The organism is Pseudomonas sp. NFACC37-1 (assembly GCF_900101575.1).
Taxonomy (GTDB): Bacteria; Pseudomonadota; Gammaproteobacteria; order Pseudomonadales; family Pseudomonadaceae; genus Aquipseudomonas; species Aquipseudomonas fluorescens_AA.
Map to the genome: position 1 here is coordinate 264,325 of NZ_FMUZ01000006.1, position 20,534 is coordinate 284,858.

Sequence of the window (20,534 nt, forward strand, 5' to 3'; positions counted from 1 at the left end):
AGTACTCATGGCGAAGATGGCGATTTTTCTAGGTGGGTTTTTGGCACTGACTCTTTTGATCGGCGTGCTGGCGACGATTTCGCCCGTGTAGGCACAAGCGGCTGAAGCATCTGTGACGACAAGCCCACTGCGGTCGATCGTTCCCACGCTCCGCGTGGGAATGCCTCTACGGATGCTCCGCGTTCGGCTCTTGAAGGGGACGCAGAGCGTCCCGGGCTGCATTCCCACGCAGAGCATGGGAACGATCATCGAGGGTTTGCCGACCCTTCCCACGTGCTCCGAGCCCTGTTCGTCTATCCTCAAGCGCCTCGGAACCGGCAGCATAGTCATTCCCCTCGCCGCAAAGGAAGGCATCCCATGGGCCGGAGCCGCTACGTCATCACCGAACCGGAAAAACCCCACTTTCTCACCTGCACATTGATGGAATGGTTGCCGCTGTTCATACGGCCCTATCTCGTTGATCACCTGCTCGGGTGCTGGCGCTATCAGCAAACCCATCAAAACTTGCAGTTGTTCGGTTATGTCGTTCTGGAAAACCATCTGCATTTCGTTGCCCAAGCGCCGAATCTGAGCAAGTGCTTGTGTCAGTTCAAATCCTTTACGGCGCGCCAGATCATCAACGACCTACAGAGCAAGGGCGCTGAGCGAGCATTGCAACGCCTGCGGTTCAGCAAGCGAGCGCATAAGCAGGACAGGGTCTATCAACTCTGGCAAGAAGGCTCACATGCGGAGCAAATCTATAGCGAAGCGGTAATGCGCCAGAAACTGGATTACATCCATCTCAACCCAGTGAAGCGCGGGTACGTGGAGTTACCGGAGCATTGGCGCTACTCCAGTGCACGCAATTATGCGGGGATGGAGGGGTTGATTGAGATTCAGCGATGGTATTGACGCTGTGAAGTTGGAACGCGGAGCGTCCCTGGTGGCATTCCCACGCGGAGCGTGAGGAGCGATCGTTCATCGCACCGGCCAATTGATCGTTCCCACGCTCTGCGTGGGCAATGCATCCCGTGACGCTCTGCGTCACCTTGCAGAAGCGGAACGCGGAGCGTCCCTGGTGGCATTCCCACGCGAAGCGTGAGGAACGATCGTTCAGCGCCCCCGTCAATGGATCGTTCCCACGCTCGCGTGGGCAATGCATCCCGTGACGCTCTGCATCACCTTGCAGAAGCGGAACGCGGAGCGTCCCTGGTGGCATTCCCACGCGGAGCGTGAGGAACGATCGTTCACCGCCCCCGCCAATGGATCGTTCCCACGCTCTGCGTGGGCAATGCATCCCGTGACGCTCTGCGTCACCTTCCAGAAAGCGGAACGCGAGGAACGATCGTTCACCTGATCAAGCTCCACTGTAGGGACGGTCGTTGTTACCGATGCAAGATCACCTGCGCGATTTCCTCCAACCCCATCACCCGTTGCGCCGCATTGAGTTTGATCGCTTCCTTGGGCATGCCGAAGACCACGCAACTGGCTTCGTCCTGGGCCACGGTGCTGGCGCCGGCGTCGAGCATTTCCTTCAGGCCACGGGCGCCGTCGTCGCCCATGCCGGTCATGATGATGCCGGTGGCGTTGCGGCCGGCGAATTTGGCGACTGAGCGAAACAATACATCCACCGAAGGGCGATGGCGGTTGACCAGCGGGCCGTCCACCACTTGCACGTGATAGAACGCGCCGCTGCGGGTCACCATCATGTGTTTGCCACCCGGGGCGATGAGCGCCAGGCCCGGGTGGATGCGGTCGTTGTTACGGGCTTCGCGCACTTCGATCTGGCACAGGCTGTTGAGCCGGGCGGCGAACGAGGCGGTGAACTTCTCCGGCATGTGCTGGACGATGACGATGCCCGGGCATACCCGTGGCAGGGCGGTGAGCACCGCTTCCAGGGCCTGGGTGCCGCCGGTGGAGGTACCCAGGGCGACGATGCGTTCGGTGGTCTGCGCCATGGCATGGCCGTTGGCGGCGGGCAGCATGGCGTCGGCGTTTAGTTTGATCGCCGGCGCGAGCGCCGTCGCTGCGGGACGCTTGCCGAGGTTGCGCACGTTGACCTGGGCGGCGGCACGGATCGCCGACACCAATTCGGGCGCCGACTCCAACAGAAAATTCTTCAGCCCGGTGGTGGGCTTGGTGATGATTTCCACCGCGCCGGCAGCCATCGCCTGCAACGTCGTTTCCGCGCCCCGGGGCGTCAGCGACGAACATATCACCACCGGCGTGGGGCGTTCGCTCATGATTTTCTTCAGGAAGGTGATGCCGTCCATGCGCGGCATTTCCACGTCCAGCACGATCACGTCGGGCCACTCCTTGGCCAGTTTATCCATGGCGAAAATCGGGTCGGACGCCGCGCCCATGACGTGGATGTCCGGTGTCTCGCTGAGAATCGCCAATAGCACTTGGCGAACCACGGCAGAGTCATCCACCAGCAGTACATTGATCTTTTTTGACATGGTCAGTGCCGGGTCCTTATGGGTTGGTGCCTGACCCACACATCGCCGCTGCGCAGGTCGAAGATGATGCTGCGGTGGCCGGTGCTGCCCATGTCCTGGGCGATCAGGTCGAGGCGATAGAGGGCGGCCATTTCCAGCGCGGCGTTGACGTTCAGTCGCGCCACATCGCCGTAGGGCACATGGCGTTGCAGCTCGGGGAACATCTCCCCGCCGCCGAACAGCTTGAGTTGGTAGTCCTCGGGGTCGGTGCGGTGCGCCCGGGCCTGACGGATGAACAGTTCGATGGCTTCGTCGGCGTAGAGGCCGTTCAGTGCGGTGGAGCAACGCACTCGACTGGGCAGCATGAAGTGGCACATGGCGCCGATCCTGCGTTCGGGGTGCCACAGCGTGATCGCCACGCAAGAGCCGAGAATCGTGCGCAGGCGGGTCGGGCAGGTGGCGAAGCGAAACTCCCCTGGCGCCAGGTACTCCTCGGCCACTGCTCTGATGGCGGCGTTCATGGTTTGCGGTAAATCGAGGGCGCCACCAGTTTCAACGCATCGGACACACCGTTGAGACTCTCCGAGTGGCTGACGATGAAATACCCGCCGGGCTTGAGCCGGGGGATCAAGCGGGCGACCACTTTGCTTTTGGTCGGTTGGTCGAAATAGATCATGACGTTGCGCAGGAAGATCACATCGAACTCCCCCAGCTCCGGCAAGGTGTCGTTGAGGTTGACCTGGATGAAGTTGACCCGGTTGCGCAACGCCCGATCGATGAGGAACGTGCCTTGCTGGCTGCCGGTGCCCTTGAGGCAGTATTTCACCAGCAGCGACTGGGGCAGGGTGCGGGCGCGTTCCATCGGGTAATGCCCGGAGCGTGCCTTGGCCAGCACCTGGCTGCTGATGTCCGAACCGATCACTTCCCAGGGCGTGGTGCCCAGCCCTTCGGCCAGGGTCATGGCCAGGCTATAGGGTTCTTCCCCGGAAGAGCTGGCCGCGCTCCACAGGCGGAAGGTCTTGCCCGGCGTTGCGTGGGGCAGTACGTGTTGGCGCAGGAAATCGAAATGCTTGGGCTCGCGGAAAAAGTAGGTCTCGTTGGTCGTCAGCAGGTCCAGCGCCACTTGTAATTCATCGGTGCGCTGACCGTTCATGATCAGCTTGAAATACTCGCCGTAGCTGTCCAACCCATAGTGCTTGAGGCGTTTGAACAGGCGCCCGGCCACCAGGGCTTTCTTGGCCTCGGACAGGCTGATGCCGGCGGCCTGGTACAGCCAGGACTGGAACTGGCCAAACTCTCGGTCACTGAGCACCAGCGCGTTCGCGGGGCGTTCCTTGCAGGTGTCGGTGTTCACGGGGCATCCACTTCCAGCGCGTTCGGGCTGGCTTCGGCGAGTTGGGACATTTCGTCGATGGACAACACGCGGTCCACCTCCAGTACGATGACGAACTTGCCATCGACCTTGGCCATGCCGCTGATGAAATCGGCCCGGATCTTCGCGCCGAAGCTCGGTGGCGGCTCGATCTGCGAGGCCGGGATTTCCAGCACCGCCGACACCGTGTCCACCAGCAGGCCAATGTCCTGGGCCTGGCCGTCGGCGCTGGACGCCTCGATGATCACCACGCACGAGCGCCGGCTGATCGCCGAATTCGGCCGGCCGAAACGGGCCGACAGGTCGACGACCGGCACGACCGCGCCCCGCAGGTTGATCACCCCGCGCACGAAGGTCGGCATCATCGGCACCACGGTCAGGTTGCCGTATTCGATGATTTCCTTGATGCACAGGATGCCGATGGCGAACATCTCCGTGCCGAGCATAAACGTCAGGTATTGCGCTTCTTCCTCGACCGCGAGGGCGGTTTGACGTGTGGTCGCGATGGCGCCCATTGCTTTTTCTCCTTTAAGCAAGCCAGTGGAACCGGGCCATCAGAACCGAGTGAATTCCGATTCGTCCGGAGCGCTGGCCATGTTGTAGGCAAACGCCTTGGGCATGATCGGTGCCGGTGCCCGCGTCGGTTTGCGGCCGGAGGAGCCTGGGGTGTTGTCGACCCTGGCAACTTGCACAGCAGACTTGGGCGGTGTGTCCAGGGTGAAGAAGCTCATGGCCTGTTGCAGCTGTTCGGCCTGGCTGCTCATTTCCTCGGCGGTGGCGGCCAGCTCTTCGCTGCTGGAGGCGTTCTGCTGGGTCACCTGGTTGAGCTGGGTCATGGCGGTGTTGATCTGCGCCACACCGGCGGCCTGTTCTTCGGAGGCGGCGCTGATTTCCTGCACCAGGTCCGAGGTCTTGTTGATCGAGGGGACCATCTCGTTGAGCAGGTTCCCAGCCTTTTCCGCCATATCGACGCTGCTGGAGGACAGCTCGCCGATTTCCTGGGCGGCCACCTGGCTGCGTTCGGCCAGTTTGCGCACTTCGGCGGCGACCACGGCGAAGCCTTTGCCGTGTTCACCGGCGCGGGCTGCCTCGATGGCGGCGTTGAGCGCCAGCAGGTTGGTCTGGTAGGCGATGTCGTCGATGATGCTGATGCGCTGGGCGATTTTCTTCATCGCCACCACGGTCTGCTGCACCGATTCGCCGCCGTCGGTGGCTTCCTTGGCGGCTTTGCTGGCCATGCCATCGGTGACCTTGGCGTTCTCGGTGTTCTGGTTGATGCTGGCGCTCATCTGCTCGATGGACGCACTGGTTTCCTCGACACTGGCCGCCTGCTCGCTGGTGGCCTGGCTCATCGATTGCGCGGTGGCGCTGACTTCTTCCGAGGCGCTGGCCAGGTTGTCCGCGGCGTTACGCACTTCGCCAATGATGTGCGAGAGCTTGCCGATCATGTTCTGCATGGCGTTGAGCACCATGCCGGTTTCGTCTTTGGAGCCGCCTTCGATTTTTGCGTTCAGGTTGCCTTCGGCCAATTGCTCGGCGACGGTCGCGGCCTGTTTCAAGGGGCGGGAGATGATGCGCGAGATGAACAGCGCCAGGCCCAGGCCCGCCAGCAGGGCGGCAATCAGCGCGACGATGATCGACAGGCGCGATTTTTCAAACAGCGCTGCGCCACGCTCGCTGGCGGCGCCAGCGCCGGCGTCATTGAGTTCCACCAGTTTTTGCAGGTCGTTGACCACCAGATCGAATTGACGCTTGGATTCGCCCTTGAGCAGTGCGTGGGCTTGCTCGGTCAGGTTTTGCCGAGACAGTGCAAGCAGGTCCTTGCTGACGGCGAGGTACGCGACCCAGTCATTGCGGGTGGTTTCGAACAGCTGGCGATCTTCCGTGCTGGAGAGCAGCTTTTCATAGGTCGCCATGCGGGTTTCAAAACCCTTCCTGGCTTCTTCCGCTTCTTGTTCGACGACGAGGCGTTCCTGCTCGGAATCGGCGGTAATGTGGCGGTTTTCCTTGAGGCGATAGTTTGCCCCGTAGAAACGCATGCCCGAGGCCGCACGCATGGACGGCATCCAGTTTTCCCGGATATCGACGGTGGTGCTGTTCACCTCGCCCAGTTGGATGATCGCGAACACCCCCATGACGGCGGTGAGGGCCAGCACCACAAGAAATGAAGTGATCAGTTTGGTGGCGATTCTAAGATCGTAGAACCATTTCATTGGGAAGTACCTCTCCATGGAATTGCTAAAGCGTCAGCGAGCGTTGGCTTGTTGTAATTGAGTCGGGGTGTAGCGGTTTTCTGTCTGGGCGATCTGGATGAGCAGCGCCGGTACGTCGAGAATCAACGCCACGGCGCCACTGCCCAGGATGGTCGAGCCACTGATGCCGCGAAGGGCGCCAAACAGCTTGCCCAGCGGTTTGATCACGGTCTGGAATTCACCCAGCAAGTCATCCACCACCAACCCGGCCTTGAGTTCGGCGTAGCGCACCACCACCACGTTCTGCCGACGCGCGGCCGGACCTTCGTGGCTGAAGTGATCGCGCAGGTAGACCAGCGGCAGCACCTCGCCGCGCAGGTCGAGGTAGCCTTGCTCGCGGCTGGCGAGCCCATCGTCTTCGCTCAACTCGATGCATTCCTGGACCATGTCCAGCGGTATCACATAGGTCGACTGACCGATGCCCACCAGGAAGCCGTTGATGATCGCCAGGGTCAGCGGCAGGCGGATGCGCACCACGGTGCCCTTGCCGGGCTGGCTGTCCAGGTCGACGGTGCCGCGCAGCAGGGTGATGTTGCGCTTGACCACATCCATGCCCACGCCACGCCCCGAAAGGTTGGTCACGGCCTGGGCGGTGGAAAAGCCGGGTTCGAAAATCAGGTTGTAGATTTCCTGGTCGGTGGGGCTGGCACCCGGTTGCACCAGGCCGCGTTCCTGGGCTTTTTCCAGGATCCGGTCACGGTTCAGGCCGGCGCCATCGTCGGCGATTTCCAGCACGATGCTGCCGGAGTCGTGATACGCGTTGAGGTGCAAATGCCCCTTGGCCGGTTTGCCGGCCGCCAGTCGGGCCTCGGCGGTTTCAATGCCGTGGTCCATGGCGTTGCGCAGCAGGTGCATGAGCGGGTCGCCGATTTTTTCCACCACGGTCTTGTCCAGCTCGGTCTCCGCGCCGCTGATGATCAGGTCGATGTCCTTGCCCAGTTCCTGGCTGACATCGCGCACCACCCGACGGAAGCGGTTGAAGGTTTCGCCAATGGGGATCATGCGCAGGCGCAGGGCGCCGTCGAGGATTTCTTCCACCAGCCCGGAGACCGACGAGGTGGCTTCCTGCAACGGGTCGTTGTGGCAGGTGCGGGCCAGCAGGCTGGCGCCGGCGCTGGCTATGACCAGTTCGCCCACCAGGTTGATCAACTCGTCGAGCTTGTCGGCGTTGACCCGTACGTAGGTGCCGTCCTTGGCCTTGCTGTCGCTGGTCACCGCTTGTTTGTCGGTGGCGATCTGGGCGGGCATGCGCGGCGTCTTGCGCTGGTCGGACAGCAACTCGCCGGTGGCGACCAGCGCGGTGGTTTCCTCGGCCGGTTCCGGTGATGTGGTCACCAGGCCGGTGTTGGTCGGGGGCGCGATGTCGTCATCCTGGGCAACGATCTCGATCTCGCAGTCTTCCCGGACGAAATCGAACACTTCGTTGATCGCCCCGTGGCTGGCGGCCGAGCGAAACGCGATGTCGAAGCCCAGGTAGCAGGACTCGGCGTCCCAGGCATCGGCGGCGGGCAGGGCGTCGGTCAGGGTGGTGAGGTCGACGATTTCACCCAGGGTTTGCAGGTAGCGCAGGAACGACAGCGGGTCCATGCCATTGCGGAACACGTCCTGGCCGAAACGCAGGGAAAGGTGCCAGAGGCGCGTTTCGCCGGGTTCGCGGGTTTCGGTTTCCTGCGCCGGCGTTGGGGCCGCGGCCGGCGAGGGCGCCTGGTATTCCTGCAGAATCTGGCACAGCTCCACTTCCCGTTGCAGGGCCGGCGGCGGCAGCGATCCGCCCTGGTTGGCGGCTACGTTGATCAGTTCCAGCATGTGGTCACTGGACTTGAGCAACACCGCAATCAGGCCGGCGTCCACCTCGACGCTGCCGTTGCGCAGGCGGTCGAGCACGTCTTCGACGATGTGGGTGAAGCTGACGATCGGTTCCAGTCCGAACAGGCCGGCCGAACCCTTGATCGTGTGGGCCGCCCGGAAGATCGCGCCGATGGCGTCATCGTCGCCGGGGTCGGTTTCCAGTTGCAGCAGCGACTCTTCCATCGCCTGCAACTGTTCCCGTGCCTCGACGATGAAGGTCTGTTGTGCCTGATCCAGATTGATGCTCACGCTCATTTCCTTTGTCGTGTCCAACGTCCTAGGCAACCAGGTTGCACAGGGCAAGTGTCTCCGTGACGGCCTGGCTTTGGCCGGTGAGGGTCAATTGGGTCCCGGCCCGGGAGGCCTCGCGCTGCACCATCAGCAGCAGTTGCAGGCCGGCGCCGTCCATCTCGGTGATCTGCGACAGATCAAGGGCCATTCGTGGCGTTGCCCCCAGGTGCGGCAGCCACTGCGCGGCCAGCTCGGCCGCGGTGTAGATCGTCAGCTCGCCGTCGATGTGCACCTGGGTGGTGTCATCCTGTGTTTCGTGGTGCAGCGGCATGGGAGCCTCCGACTATCAAGGAAGAATCAGCTTGGATACCGCCGCCAGCATCTGCGCCGGCTGGAACGGCTTGACCACCCAGGCCTTGGCTCCGGCGGCCTGGCCTTCCTGTTTCTTCGATTCCTGGGATTCGGTGGTGAGCATGATGATCGGCGTGAACTTGTAGCTGGCCAGCTTCTTGACCTCCTTGACGAAGGTGATGCCGTCCATGTTGGGCATGTTCACGTCACTGATGATCAGGTGCACTTTCTGGCCGTTGAGCTTGCCCAGCGCGTCCTTGCCATCGCTGGCTTCGATCACGTCATAGCCGGCACTTTTCAACGCGATGCCGACCACCTGCCGAACGCTCGCGGAGTCGTCGACAACCAATACACTTTTAGCCATGAGCGGCTCTCCTAAAAGAAGGTTATTTCCTGTGAAGTCTGTTGCGCGCTCGAGTCGCCGTGGTGATTGCGGCGCTGCTCGTCGGTGGCGTAAGTGGTTTCCATGCGCGCCAGCCATTGGCGGGCATCGATGGAGATGGCCTGGTCGGGCGACTGACTGGCCTGCTGCAGATGCACATGCAGGTCCTCCATGTTGTCGCGCACGTGGCTGAGGATCTGGCTGACCCGATCCTGGAATTGCAGGCTGACCAGCACCTCGGTGAGTTCATCGCGGATGCCGAAGCTTTCCCGTTGCAGCATGTCGGCCGAGTCGGCCAGTCGGCCGGTGACACTCTTGAAGCGCTCCAGCACCTGCTGGATGCTTTGCTCGGAGGCACTGACCGAATGGCTGTCCTGGTCCGCGCCGCTGGAGGCGGCATGCACCAGTTGGGTGATGGCGGTGTTGATGATGTCGACCTTGGCCGACATCTGCTGGCCGGTCTCGCTGGACTTGCTCGAGAGGCTGCGCACGGCGTCGGCCACCACCGCAAACCCACGCCCGGCCTCGCCGGCACGGGCGGCTTCGATGGCGGCGTTGAGGGCCAGCAGATTGGTCTGCGCGGCAATCGCCGCGACGTCGGCGGCCATGGTCCGCAGCTCGCCGGTATAGGCCGTCAGGTTGCGTACCTGGGCCAGGGTTTCGTCGCGGCTGGCCTGGGTGGCCTTCAGGGAATCGATGACCTTGACCAGTTCACCCTCGCTTTGGGCCAGCACTTGCATGGCGCCGCCACTGCTGCTGCCGGCCAGTTCACCAGCGGCCAGTTGCGAGGCTTGCACGGTGTCTTCCAGGCGTGACGAAATGCCGGTGAAGCGGCTGGTCAGCGAGACGATCGCGGTCTCGGTCTGCTGCCGGGAGCTTTCGACCTGCTTGGCCCAGATCGGCATGGCACCGAGGATGACGTCGTTGAGTTGTGCGTTGGTTTTATGGGCCAGGTGCTCGCTGCCTTGCTGGTCGTGGCGGGCCATGGCGGCGGCGAGGGCGCTGTCGAACTGCTGGCGTTGCGAACGCGCACCCCATACGCCAGCACCGACGCCCAAGACCACGATCGCCACACTCAAACCGATGTTTTGCCCACTCGCGCCATTGAGCGCCAGCACGCCAATGCTCGCGGCAATGGCCACCAGCACGGTACTCCAGAGAATGCGTGGTTGTGATTGGGTAAGGGAATGACCGTGAGAATACGACGTCATGGTTCGGTCCTTGAACAGTGTTGCTGACAGGTTATTTGCGAATAACTGGTTATCTGCAAAGCCGGCACGGTCTTGAGGACCAGTCGTCCGGTTTCGACAAAAATGATGGCGCGGTGATATCTAAGAATAGACGAGATTGGGAGATTGTCGAGATCGCCTGACCTGTGGAGATCCCCTGATTAGGGCGCTTGCTTCCGCCGGACTGCGTTGTAGGAGCTGCCGAGCGAAGCGAGGCTGCGATCTTTCCAAGGCTCGTTGAATATCCAGTGGAAGATCAAAAGATCGCAGCCTTCGGCAGCTCCTACAACGCAGTCAAGCGCCCTCGCCACGAAAACGGACATCTTCTGAAACAGAATCGATGTATTGAGCTAAATTACCCTGCATTGGATTTTCGAACCTGCCATCAGAGTCCCCATGCCGACCCAGCCCCTCTGGAAAACCTATCTCCTGTTCCTGATTCCCATGGTCCTGTCCAACTTCCTGCAGTCCATGTCCGGCACGTTCAACAGCATCTACATCGGCCAGATGCTCGGCACCCAGGCATTGGCGTCGGTGTCGGGCATGTTTCCCATTGTATTTTTCTTTATCGCTTTGGTGATCGGCCTGGGCGCGGGGGCGGGGGTGTTGATCGGGCAGGCCTACGGGGCCGGCGAAACCGGCACAGTGAAGGCGATTGCCGGTTCGACCTTGTTGCTGGGGGCGATCATTGGCCTGGTGGCGGCGGTGCTTGGCAGTGTCTTTGCGCGGCAGGCGTTGCAAGGGCTGGGCACGCCGGCCGATGTGCTGGAGGACGCCGTTTCCTATGCCCGGGTCATGCTGTGGATCCTGCCGATGCTGCTGGTATTCGTGCTGTTCACCCAACTGCTGCGCGGGGTGAGCGATACGGTGTCACCGATGTTGGCGCTGCTGGTGTCCACCAGTGTCGGGCTGCTGCTCACGCCAGCGTTGATTCGCGGCTGGCTGGGGTTGCCGCAGATGGGCATCCAGAGCGCGGCATGGGCGGGGCTGGCGGGGACGACATCGGCGATGCTGATGCTGGCGTGGCGCCTGAGTCGCCGCGAGCATGCCTTGGCGCCGGACCGTGCATTGTTCGCGGCGATGCGCCTGGACCGGGACATCCTCGGCAAGGTCCTGCGAATCGGCCTGCCCACCGGGTTGCAGATGGTGGTGATCTCGTTGTCGGAGTTGGTGATCCTGGCGCTGGTCAATCGCCACGGCTCCCAGGCCACGGCGGCCTACGGCGCGGTGACGCAGATCGTCAACTACGTGCAGTTTCCGGCGCTGTCGATTGCCATCACTGCTTCGATCCTCGGCGCCCAGGCCATTGGTGCCGGCCGCCTGGAGCGCCTAGGGCCGATCCTGCGCACGGGGCTGGCATTCAACCTCTGGCTCACCGGTGGGCTGGTGCTCCTGGGCTATCTGTTGTCCCACTGGCTGCTGGGGCTGTTCATCACGGATCCGGCGGCGCGGGTCCAGGCCGAACACTTGCTGCATATCATGCTCTGGAGCTTGCTGGTGTTCGGTTTCCAGGCGATCGTCGGCGGCATCATGCGCGCCAGTGGCACGGTGCTGGTGCCGGTCGCCATCTCGATTTTCTGCATCGTCGCCGTGCAAGTGCCGGCCGCGTATCTGCTGGACGCGCACTTCGGGTTGCAAGGGGTGTGGATGGCGTTCCCGGTGGCTTACTTGAGCATGCTGTTGTTGCAGACGCTGTACTACAAGCTGGTCTGGCAGCATCAGCCGATTGAGCGGTTGGTGTAATCAACCCACCACCAAACCCTGTGGGAGCCTGGCGATGTTACAGTGGCCGTCACCCGCCACGCCGCCACCGAGGATCCGATGCCTGCCAGTCTTACCACCCACATCGCCTACCGCGCCTTCCTGTTCGACATGGACGGCACCTTGCTCACCTCCATCGCCGCCGCCGAGCGGATCTGGACCCGCTGGGCCCTGCGCCACGGCGTGGATGTGGCGACGTTCCTGCCGACGATCCACGGCATGCGCGCCGTCGACACCATCGCTCGCCAGCATCTGCCAGGGGTGGATGCCCAGGCCGAGGCCGAGCGGATCACCCGCGAGGAAATCGAAGACGTGGAAGGCGTGGAGCCAGTGAAGGGGGCGGCTGCGTTTCTGCATAGCCTGCCGCCAGAGCGATGGGCAATCGTCACCTCGGCGCCGATGGCATTGGCCTTGCGGCGTATGGAAGCGGCGGGGATCCCGCGCCCGGCAGTGATGGTCACCGCCGAGGACGTGAGCGACGGCAAGCCCAACCCCGCCTGCTATCGACTGGCGGCCGAACGCCTGCAGGTGACGCCCCGGGAGTGTCTGGTGTTTGAAGACGCCGAGGCCGGTATTCGGGCAGGCGAGGCCGCCGGGGCCGATGTGATGGTGGTGACGGCAACGCACACGCACCCCGTGGTTACCCTTCATCCGCAGATCAAGGATTACCGCAGCCTGGGTGTCGAGGTGGGTGCGGGCGGGTTGATGCGGTTGACTCCGATTTTGTGACCACAGCAAACCCCCTGTGGGAGCGGGCTTGCTCGCGAATGCGGTGTATCAGCCAACATCAATATCCACTGATCTGACGCCTTCGCGAGCAAGCCCGCTCCCACACCGGCGCTGGGGCGTTGTGGTCAGGTCACCACGCGATAGCACGGCACATACGCCGCGCCGCCCGGCAGTTTCATGCGGTGCTGGGCGACGAAGGCCTGGAGCAGGCGGTCGAGGGGTTCCATGATGGCGGCGTCGCCGTGGATCTCGTAAGGGCCGTGCTCTTCGATCAGGCGGATGCCCTTGTCCTTGACGTTACCGGCCACGATCCCCGAGAACGCCCGGCGCAGGTTGGCGGCCAGTTCGTGGGCGGGCAGGTCGCGGCTCAGGCCCAGGCTGGCCATGTTGGCGTGGGTCGGGTCGAACGGGCGCTGGAAGCCTTCGTCGATCTTCAGCAGCCAGTTGAAGTGGAAGGCGTCGTTGCGCTCGCGGCGGAACTGCTTGACCTCCTTGAGCCCCTGGGTCATCTGCCGGGCCACTTCGGCCGGGTCGTCGATAATGATCTGGTAGTGCTTCTGCGCGGCCTCGCCCAAGGTTGCACCGACAAACGCATGCAACTGGTCGAGGTACGGCGCGGCGCTTTTCGGCCCTGTGAGCACGACGGGGAAGGGCAGGTCCTGGTTGGCCGGGTGCATCAGGATGCCCAGCAGGTACAGGAACTCTTCCGCCGTACCGGCACCGCCCGGGAAGATGATGATGCCATGGCCGACGCGCACGAAGGCTTCCAGGCGTTTTTCGATGTCCGGCAGGATCACCAGCTCATTGACGATCGGGTTCGGCGCTTCGGCGGCGATGATCCCCGGCTCCGTCAGGCCCAGGTAGCGACCGCCATGGATGCGCTGCTTGGCGTGGGCGATGGTGGCGCCTTTCATCGGGCCTTTCATCACCCCCGGGCCGCAGCCGGTGCAGATGTCCAGGCTGCGCAGGCCCAGTTCGTGGCCGACTTTCTTGGTGTATTTGTATTCTTCGGTGTTGATCGAGTGACCGCCCCAGCACACGACGATTTTCGGCTCCACGCCAGGGCGCAGGGTGCGGGCGTTGCGCAGCAGGTGGAACACGTAGTCGCTGATGCCTTGGGACGAGCTGAGGTCGATGCGCTGGCTGTCCAGTTCGTTCTCGGTGTAGACGATGTCGCGCAGGGCACTGAAGAGCATTTCCCGGGTGCTGGCGATCATTTCGCCGTCGACGAACGCATCGGCTGGCGCGTTCAGCAGCTCCAGGCGTACGCCCCGGTCCTGCTGGTGAATGCGGATCTCGAAGTCCTTGTAGGCTTCCAGGATGGTCTTGGCGTTATCGACATGGGCGCCGGTATTGAGGATGGCCAGGGCGCACTGGCGAAAGAGGGTGTAGATACTGCCGGAGCCGGCTTCGCTCAGTTGCTGGACTTCGCGCTGGGACAAGGTCTCCAGGCTGCCCTTGGGGCTTACCGAGGCGTTGATTACATGTCTTTGAGTCATTCAGCTTTCCTTGAAAACGATGCCATGCACACAACGACGGCATCTTGAAAAAAAACGTCCACGCCGAAAGATCGCACGATCCTTGCGCTATCGCCATGGACTTCGATCCGGGCCCGGCGAGTCGGCGGCCATACAAAATGAGCCCCAGCATAGCTAAATCGACCGGGCAGGCGATAATGCGTGACTCTTTTGATGCCGTACAAGGAAATTGCGCCGCGATGTTCGAGATCAAACCGTGGGATGGCGACACCTACCGCAGGCAGACCCGCCGCAGCACCCTGATCATCGCGGTGGTGTTCCTGGCCCTGGCGATGCTGTTGTCCAGCCTGGCCGTGATGCTGTTGGGTACGCCGGGAGGTGATAACTTTCGCTTCAACCTCGGCGGGGTGATTGTCGCGGTGTTGGCGATGGCTGTGCTGATGCGCCGGTATTTCTGGTCGCAGCCGTGGATGGCCGCCGCGGTATACGGCTGGCAGCTCAAGCGCAGCCTGATGAAAATCACCAACGTGATGCACCAAGTGAAGGCCGGTGTGCAGGCCCAGGACCCCACCGCCATGAAGCTGCTGCGCTTCTATCACCTGGGACTGGCCCAGATGCATCGGCTGGACGCCAACTCCAGTGCCCAGGGCTCCCTCACGCGTGAAGCCGACGCGCACCTGGCGAACATGCAGGCGCTGGGCCTGGACACCGAACAGTCGCGCCTGGACCCAAGCTGGATCGAGACGGTGAAGCAGGCGTACAACGCCGGTTGAGCGGTCAGAGAGTGCCGATGCGGTCCAGCTCGGCTTTCAGGGCCTGGGCGTCCAGTTGGTCGAAGGGCAGGGCGAAGAAGGCTCGGCAGCGGGTTTCGATACGATCCAGGGCGGCATGGAAGGCTTGGCCGATCTGATCATCGCTGCCTCTGACGGTCGATGGATCGACCAGGCCCCAGTGGGCCTTGATGGCCGGACCGAAGTACACCGGGCAAGCATCGCGAGCGGCGCTGTCGCACACAGTGATGACGATGTCCGGCGGGCTGCCCTCGAACGCGTCGTTACCCTTGCTGCGCAAGCCTTTTACGCTGATACCGGCTTCTTGCAAGGTGCTCAGGGTGCGCGGGAGCACGTGGCCCTTGGGGAAACTGCCGGCGCTGATGGCCTGGAATCCGGCCGGGGCCAGATGGTTGAACATCGCTTCGCTGAGAATGCTGCGGCAACTGTTGGCTGTGCACATGAAGAGGACTTTCATTGATCGGCTCCGATAAGCGCAAGGTTGGGCTGAGCCGGAGTATATGCGGACAATCGAATATATGGAATTTCGTATTTTTAGCGAGGGCGAGAGCGGACAGCGCCGGGGCGCAGTACCTCTGCGCCCCAACGATTTGGGTGGTTACGATTTTCTGCCGCCTCCTTGGCTGCGTTCGCTACCTTTGTTACCGGCTCCCATGCCTTTTTGCCGGTCGTTGGCAACGTTGCCGCCCGACGCCTGTCCGCCTTTCTTGCCGGCTTCGGATGCTTTTTCACGATCATTGGCGAAGTTGCCTGGGTTTTTGTTTCCGCTACTGGCCATTTCGATAATCCTCATTGTTTGAGCGAGCAACGTGCCTCGCATTATTTGTGAAAGAAAATGGCCGAGTGAAGTTTAAAAAAAACCGCTTGCTGGCGACGAGTGGTCAGCCGCCGGTTGGCTTCCCTTCAGTCCTCGCCGCCGCTGACTTTCCAATGCTTGGCGTCCGTTGGAAAAACCACCTGCTCGACCCGGTGCGCGATGCCAAAGGCCAGGGAGTTTTCCGCTGGGATCACCCGTTCCTCGGCACACAGGCACTTGAAGATATCCAGTTGAGTGGCAGCGCCGGCGGTTTCCTTGACGTAGATCTCCACATACCGCGCCACGTCGTTGTCGAGGCTGGAGAGGTATTCGCGCAAGCGGGAATGGTCCACCGATTTCTGGCCGAAGTACCAGTTCATCGGGTGGATCAGAAAGCGCGAGTGGGGTGTGGTGGTGCGGTCGCTGGCGGCGAGAAACATGACGATGCCCATCGACTCGATGTTGCCGGCGTTTACGGCTCGCACCGGAACGGGAAGGGACTTGATGAAGGTATAGAGCGTAAAACCGAAGTTGGTGCTGCCGCCGACGGTGGAGAGGTTGAGCATCAGCGAGTCGGCGCCTTTTTCAAGGGCTTCCAGGCAATTGTCCCGGAAGCGTTCCGTGGTGCCCTGATCGATCTGGCAATGGAAATGGACAATGTGTTCGGACATCTGCAACTCCTGTCGATTTCACCCTTTGAAGTACCTGCGGATCGGCTGTGCCGTACAGTTGGGAGTTCGCAGGCCTTCGGATGTTCCTCATCTCCGGTTGGGCGCGGACGGCCCCATCACGTCCCTTTTCTGTTCAGCACGCTTGGGCCGCTTCGGCCATGCGCTGCAAAAATATCGCCAGTGCGGCGTCCTCTTCGCTGAGGCCTTTGCGCAGGCGGGGCTTGGGTAATTGCCTCAGGGCACCGAGCAAAAAAGCCTCCACCACCGCAGGATGAATGTAGCACTTGCGACAGACGGTCGGCGTGTTGCCCAGTTGCCGGGCAACCTGCCTGACCATCTCGACGACATGTTTTTTCGCCTCGCTCTCGGTTTCCCAGGACAGCATCCGCAGCCCGGCCAGCGCCGCGGCGCTGCCGGCCCAGGTACGGTAATCCTTGGCAGTGAAATCGGCACCGGTGAGAGACTTGAGGTAGGCGTTGACATCCGAAGAACTGACGGAGTGACGCTCACCGTTCTCGTCCAGGTACTGGAAGAGGTTTTGTCCGGGGATCTCCTGGCAGCGCTTGATGATCCGCGCCAGGCGCCGGTCCTTCACGGTGATCTGGTGCTCGATGCCGCTTTTGCCGCGGAACTGGAAGGCGATAGCGCTGCCGTTGACTTCGACATGCTTGTTGCGCAGGGTCGTCAAGCCATAGGAGCGATTGTCGCGAGCGTATTGGGTGTTGCCCACTCGGATCAGGGTGAGGTCGAGCAGGGTGATAACGGTGGCCATGACCTTGTCGCGGCTGAACCCGGGTTTGGCCAGGATGTCCTCCAGGCGTTTGCGCAAGCGCGGCAGGGCACGTCCGAATTCCAGCATCCGCGAATACTTGTCCGCATCGCGCACCTCACGCCAGCGCGCGTGGTAGCGGTACTGCTTGCGCCCGCGGGCATCGCGCCCGGTGGCCTGGAGATGACCTCGGGGGTCGGTGCAGATCCAGACATCGGTATAGGCCGGCGGCACCGCCAGGGCATTGATACGCTGGATCTCGGCCGCGTCGGTGATGCGCTGGCCCTGCGGGTCGAAATAACAGAACTTGCCACGCAATTTCTTGCGGGTGATGCCGGGGGCGGTGTCGTCGACGTAATGCAGGTCGGCCGGCAGTGCATCCGGCGGCAGGGTGTCGGGCATGAAGAAAGTCCTTGGCAGCGAATCCGGTGGCCTGTGATCGATTGACCGCAGCCCGTTGCGGTCGTGCCAAGATTCTGCGGCTGCCCGCAACCCTTGTGGGAGCGAGCTTGCTCGCGATAGCGGTGAATCAGCTTGCATCAATGGTGGATGTGTCGCCGTCATCGCGAGCAAGCTCGCTCCCACAAGGGAACTACGCCAACACTGCCACCGCCTTGATCTGCGCCCATAACACCAGCCCCGGCTGCAGTTTCAACTGGTCGCGGGAATAGCGGGTGATGCGTGCCAGCAGCGGCGTGCCGGCGGCCTCCAGGCGGACCAGCACATGGGCGGCGTTGTCGGCGGCCTGTTCGCCGACCACGGTGACCGGCAGGCGATTGAGGATGCTGGTCTGGGCATCGTTCGCCAGGCTGAGGCTGACGTCCCGGGCCTGGACCTTGAAGCGCAGCGGCTGGCCGAGGGCCAGGGACGTGTGGGCCACGCGTACGTTCAGTTGACTGTCGGGCAGGTTCAGGGTCAGCAATTGGTACGCCGGGTCATAGCCGCTGACCTTGCCTTCGATCACCACCCCGGCGTCATCCCCCAGGGCCAATGGCAGGTCGAGCCGGGCCAGGGTTTCGCCGAGGGGGCCGCTGGCCTGCGCGCGGCCAGCGTCGAGCAGCATGATGTGATCGGCCAGGCGCGCCACTTCGTCCTGGGAATGGCTGACATACAGCACCGGGATGTCCAGCTCATCGTGGAGTCGTTGCAGATAAGGCAGGATTTCGTTTTTGCGCCGGGTATCCAGGGCCGCCAGCGGCTCATCCATCAGCAGCAGCCGCGGGCTGGTGAGCAAGGCTCGGGCGATGCCCACCCGTTGGCGCTCGCCGCCGGAGAGGTTGTGCGGTTGGCGATCGAGCAAGTGCCCGATACCCAGCAGATCGGTGGCCTGGTCCATGTCCACCCGCCGTTGCGCCGGCGCGATGCGCTTGAGGCCGAACGCCAGGTTGGCCCGCACCGACAGATGGGCGAACAGGCTCGCCTCCTGGAACACATACCCCACCGGCCGCTTGTGGGGCGGCACGAACACGCCGTGCGCGCTGTCCTGCCACACTTGGCCGTTGACCTCGATAAAGCCCCGGGCCGGCCGCTCCAACCCGGCAATGCAGCGCAGGCAGGTGGTCTTGCCGGAGCCGGAAGGCCCATACAGGGCCGTCACGCCACGGCCCGGCAGTTGCACATCCAGGTCCAGGGAAAAAGCCCCGTGGTCGAGTTGCAAGCGCGCGTTGATCATCGATCAGCTCCAACCGGCACGGGTTCGGCGGCTGGAGTACAGCACCAGCAGTACCAGGAAAGAAAACACCAGCATCGCCGCCGCCAGCCAGTGGGCCTGGGCATATTCCAGGGCTTCGACATGGTCGTAGATCTGCACCGACACCACCCGGGTTTTCTCCGGGATGTTGCCGCCGATCATCAGCACCACGCCGAATTCGCCGACGGTGTGGGCGAAACCCAGAATCGCCGCGGTGATGAAACCGGGACGGGCCAGGGGCAGGATGACGCTGAAAAACGTATCCCAGGGCCCGGCTCGCAGCGTGGCGGCAACTTCCAGGGGACGACTGCCGATGGCAGCGAAGGCGTTTTGCAACGGTTGCACCACAAACGGCATGGAATAGATCACCGAGCCGATCACCAGCCCGGTAAAGCTGAAGGTGAGGGTGCCCAGCCCGAGGGCTTGGGTGAGTTGGCCGATCCAGCCGTTCGGCCCCAATGCCAGCAGCAGGTAAAAGCCAATCACCGTGGGCGGCAGCACCAACGGCAACGCCACCACCGCCCCCACCGGCCCGCGCAACCAGGAGCGCGTGCGTGATAGCCACAGCGCGATGGGCGTGCCGATGAGCAGCAGGATCACCGTGGTCAAGGACGCCAGTTTCAGGGTCAGCCAGATGGCGGCGTAGTCGGCGCTGGTCAGGGGCATTTAGCGTTGGTAACCGTAGGCTTGGATGATGGCGGCGGCTTTCGGGCCCTTGAGGTAATCCACCAGGGCTACGGCGGCGGGGTTGTCCCGGCCCTTGGTGAGGATCACCGCGTCTTGTTTGATCGGGTCATGCAGTTCAGCCGGGACGATCCACGCCGAGCCGCTCGTCACTTTGCCGTCCTTGTACACCTGGGACAAGGCGACGAAGCCCAATTCAGCGTTACCGGTGGAGACGAACTGGTAGGCCTGGGTGATGTTCTGGCCTTCGACGAGCTTGCTTTTGACCTGCTCGGTCAAGCCCAGCTTGTCCAGCACCTGGGTCGCGGCCAAGCCATAGGGTGCGGTTTTCAGGTTGGCGATGGACAGGTGTTGGAAATCGTTGCGCTTGAGGACCTGGCCCTGGTTGTCGACATAACCGTCCTTGGCCGACCACAGCGCCAGGGTGCCGACCGCGTAGGTGAAGCGCGAGCCCTTGACGGTGTCGCCTTCGCTTTCCAGCCTGGCCGGGGTGGTGTCGTCGGCGGCGAGGAAAACCTCGAAGGGCGCGCCGTTCTTGATCTGCGTGTAGAACTGCCCGGTGGCACCGTACGCCGCTACCAGTTTATGCCCGGTGTCTTTTTCGAAATCGGCGGCAATGGCCTGGATCGGTGCGGTGAAATTGGCGGCGACCGCCACCTGCACCTCGGCGGCCTGGACGGTGCCAATACTCAGGAACGGGATCAACAGCAACGGCGCGAAGCGGGTGAGGTGCATAGGTGAGGCTCCGAGGGCAGGTTCGCTATATACCGAAATATATAGCGAATGGCCGACAAACGGAACGTGACATTTTGCCTGGGCAACAAGTGGGCGAGGGCTGGCCCCATCGCGAGCAAGCTCGCTCCCACAGGGGGCGGAGGTGATTGCGAGATTTATGTTCACCTCGCAACCCTGTGGAGCGGGCTTGCTCCCACAGGTCCGGTGGTGTGTCCAGATTTGCCGGTTGCCCCTATCTCTGTGGGAGCGAGCTTGAACTGGCCTAATAATTCCGGACACCTCTTAAGGGCGATATGATTTCGCCAACTTGGAGGTTCCATGAACGAAAGAAAGGTCTATACCCGCGAG

At 62.5% G+C, this 20,534-nt stretch carries 20 protein-coding genes and 1 pseudogene; 4 read left to right on the forward strand and 17 right to left on the reverse strand.

The window, feature by feature from the left end; all coding sequences use genetic code 11:
- Window positions 1–357: 357 nt before the first annotated feature.
- The gene (locus tag BLP82_RS10485) at window positions 358–891 is read left to right on the forward strand and encodes an REP-associated tyrosine transposase (RefSeq protein WP_092167289.1); all 534 of its coding nucleotides are present in this window, start codon (window positions 358–360) and stop codon (window positions 889–891) included.
- A gap of 473 nt (window positions 892–1,364) precedes the next feature.
- Here BLP82_RS10485 and BLP82_RS10490 read toward each other — a convergent pair whose 3' ends face one another.
- The 9 genes and pseudogenes from BLP82_RS10490 to BLP82_RS10530 all read right to left on the reverse strand — a co-directional run.
- A complete protein-coding gene (locus BLP82_RS10490) occupies window positions 1,365–2,438 on the reverse strand; it encodes a protein-glutamate methylesterase/protein-glutamine glutaminase (protein ID WP_092167292.1) in 1,074 nt (357 codons plus the stop codon).
- A gap of 2 nt (window positions 2,439–2,440) precedes the next feature.
- Window positions 2,441–2,938 carry a chemoreceptor glutamine deamidase CheD gene (gene cheD, locus BLP82_RS10495; protein ID WP_092167294.1) on the reverse strand — a complete coding sequence of 166 codons (498 nt, stop codon included), beginning with the start codon at window positions 2,936–2,938 and terminating at the stop codon, window positions 2,441–2,443.
- Entirely contained in the window at window positions 2,935–3,771 is an 837-nt protein-coding gene (locus BLP82_RS10500) for a CheR family methyltransferase (protein ID WP_256574274.1), read from the reverse strand. The genes cheD and BLP82_RS10500 overlap by 4 nt, the downstream gene beginning before the upstream one ends.
- Window positions 3,768–4,304, reverse strand: coding sequence for a chemotaxis protein CheW (locus BLP82_RS10505; protein ID WP_060741651.1), 537 nt, complete (start codon window positions 4,302–4,304; stop codon window positions 3,768–3,770). The genes BLP82_RS10500 and BLP82_RS10505 overlap by 4 nt, the downstream gene beginning before the upstream one ends.
- A 39-nt stretch (window positions 4,305–4,343) precedes the next feature.
- A complete protein-coding gene (locus tag BLP82_RS10510) occupies window positions 4,344–6,002 on the reverse strand; it encodes a methyl-accepting chemotaxis protein (RefSeq protein WP_092167296.1) in 1,659 nt (552 codons plus the stop codon).
- 33 nt (window positions 6,003–6,035) lie between these two features.
- Entirely contained in the window at window positions 6,036–8,138 is a 2,103-nt protein-coding gene (locus tag BLP82_RS10515) for a chemotaxis protein CheA (RefSeq protein ID WP_092167333.1), read from the reverse strand.
- 28 nt (window positions 8,139–8,166) lie between these two features.
- Entirely contained in the window at window positions 8,167–8,451 is a 285-nt protein-coding gene (locus BLP82_RS10520) for an STAS domain-containing protein (protein WP_092167299.1), read from the reverse strand.
- 15 nt (window positions 8,452–8,466) lie between these two features.
- A complete protein-coding gene (locus BLP82_RS10525) occupies window positions 8,467–8,835 on the reverse strand; it encodes a response regulator (protein WP_003203044.1) in 369 nt (122 codons plus the stop codon).
- Window positions 8,836–8,846: 11 nt separating this feature from the next.
- Window positions 8,847–9,791: pseudogene (locus BLP82_RS10530) on the reverse strand (methyl-accepting chemotaxis protein); the annotation flags it as partial.
- Between the two features lie 687 nt (window positions 9,792–10,478).
- On the opposite strand from BLP82_RS10530, the gene BLP82_RS10535 reads away from it, so the two are divergent.
- The gene (locus BLP82_RS10535; protein ID WP_092167304.1) at window positions 10,479–11,825 is read left to right on the forward strand and encodes an MATE family efflux transporter; all 1,347 of its coding nucleotides are present in this window, start codon (window positions 10,479–10,481) and stop codon (window positions 11,823–11,825) included.
- A 78-nt stretch (window positions 11,826–11,903) separates the two neighbouring features.
- On the forward strand, window positions 11,904–12,572 hold the full coding sequence (locus BLP82_RS10540) for an HAD-IA family hydrolase (RefSeq protein WP_092167336.1): 669 nt from the start codon (window positions 11,904–11,906) through the stop codon (window positions 12,570–12,572).
- A 125-nt stretch (window positions 12,573–12,697) separates the two neighbouring features.
- Here the strand turns inward: BLP82_RS10540 and ppnN are convergent, their stop codons facing one another.
- Complete coding sequence (gene ppnN, locus BLP82_RS10545; RefSeq protein ID WP_025213122.1) at window positions 12,698–14,071, reverse strand: nucleotide 5'-monophosphate nucleosidase PpnN; 1,374 nt, start codon at window positions 14,069–14,071, stop codon at window positions 12,698–12,700.
- A 218-nt stretch (window positions 14,072–14,289) separates the two neighbouring features.
- On the opposite strand from ppnN, the gene BLP82_RS10550 reads away from it, so the two are divergent.
- Entirely contained in the window at window positions 14,290–14,823 is a 534-nt protein-coding gene (locus BLP82_RS10550) for a DUF3087 family protein (protein ID WP_092167306.1), read from the forward strand.
- 4 nt (window positions 14,824–14,827) lie between these two features.
- Here BLP82_RS10550 and BLP82_RS10555 read toward each other — a convergent pair whose 3' ends face one another.
- From BLP82_RS10555 to modA, 7 genes are all read right to left on the reverse strand, one after another.
- On the reverse strand, window positions 14,828–15,298 hold the full coding sequence (locus BLP82_RS10555; protein WP_092167309.1) for an arsenate reductase ArsC: 471 nt from the start codon (window positions 15,296–15,298) through the stop codon (window positions 14,828–14,830).
- 141 nt (window positions 15,299–15,439) lie between these two features.
- Window positions 15,440–15,619 (reverse strand): con-10 family general stress protein, encoded by a 180-nt coding sequence (locus BLP82_RS10560; protein ID WP_060741657.1) that lies wholly within the window; start codon window positions 15,617–15,619, stop codon window positions 15,440–15,442.
- A 125-nt stretch (window positions 15,620–15,744) separates the two neighbouring features.
- Entirely contained in the window at window positions 15,745–16,308 is a 564-nt protein-coding gene (locus tag BLP82_RS10565) for an ATP-dependent Clp protease proteolytic subunit (RefSeq protein WP_092167312.1), read from the reverse strand.
- Window positions 16,309–16,441: 133 nt separating this feature from the next.
- On the reverse strand, window positions 16,442–17,479 hold the full coding sequence (locus BLP82_RS10570; protein ID WP_092167315.1) for a DNA topoisomerase IB: 1,038 nt from the start codon (window positions 17,477–17,479) through the stop codon (window positions 16,442–16,444).
- Window positions 17,480–17,669: 190 nt separating this feature from the next.
- On the reverse strand, window positions 17,670–18,749 hold the full coding sequence (gene modC / locus BLP82_RS10575; RefSeq protein ID WP_092167317.1) for a molybdenum ABC transporter ATP-binding protein: 1,080 nt from the start codon (window positions 18,747–18,749) through the stop codon (window positions 17,670–17,672).
- A 3-nt stretch (window positions 18,750–18,752) separates the two neighbouring features.
- A complete protein-coding gene (gene modB / locus BLP82_RS10580) occupies window positions 18,753–19,433 on the reverse strand; it encodes a molybdate ABC transporter permease subunit (protein WP_092167319.1) in 681 nt (226 codons plus the stop codon).
- On the reverse strand, window positions 19,434–20,186 hold the full coding sequence (gene modA / locus BLP82_RS10585; RefSeq protein ID WP_092167322.1) for a molybdate ABC transporter substrate-binding protein: 753 nt from the start codon (window positions 20,184–20,186) through the stop codon (window positions 19,434–19,436).
- Window positions 20,187–20,534 lie beyond the last annotated feature (348 nt).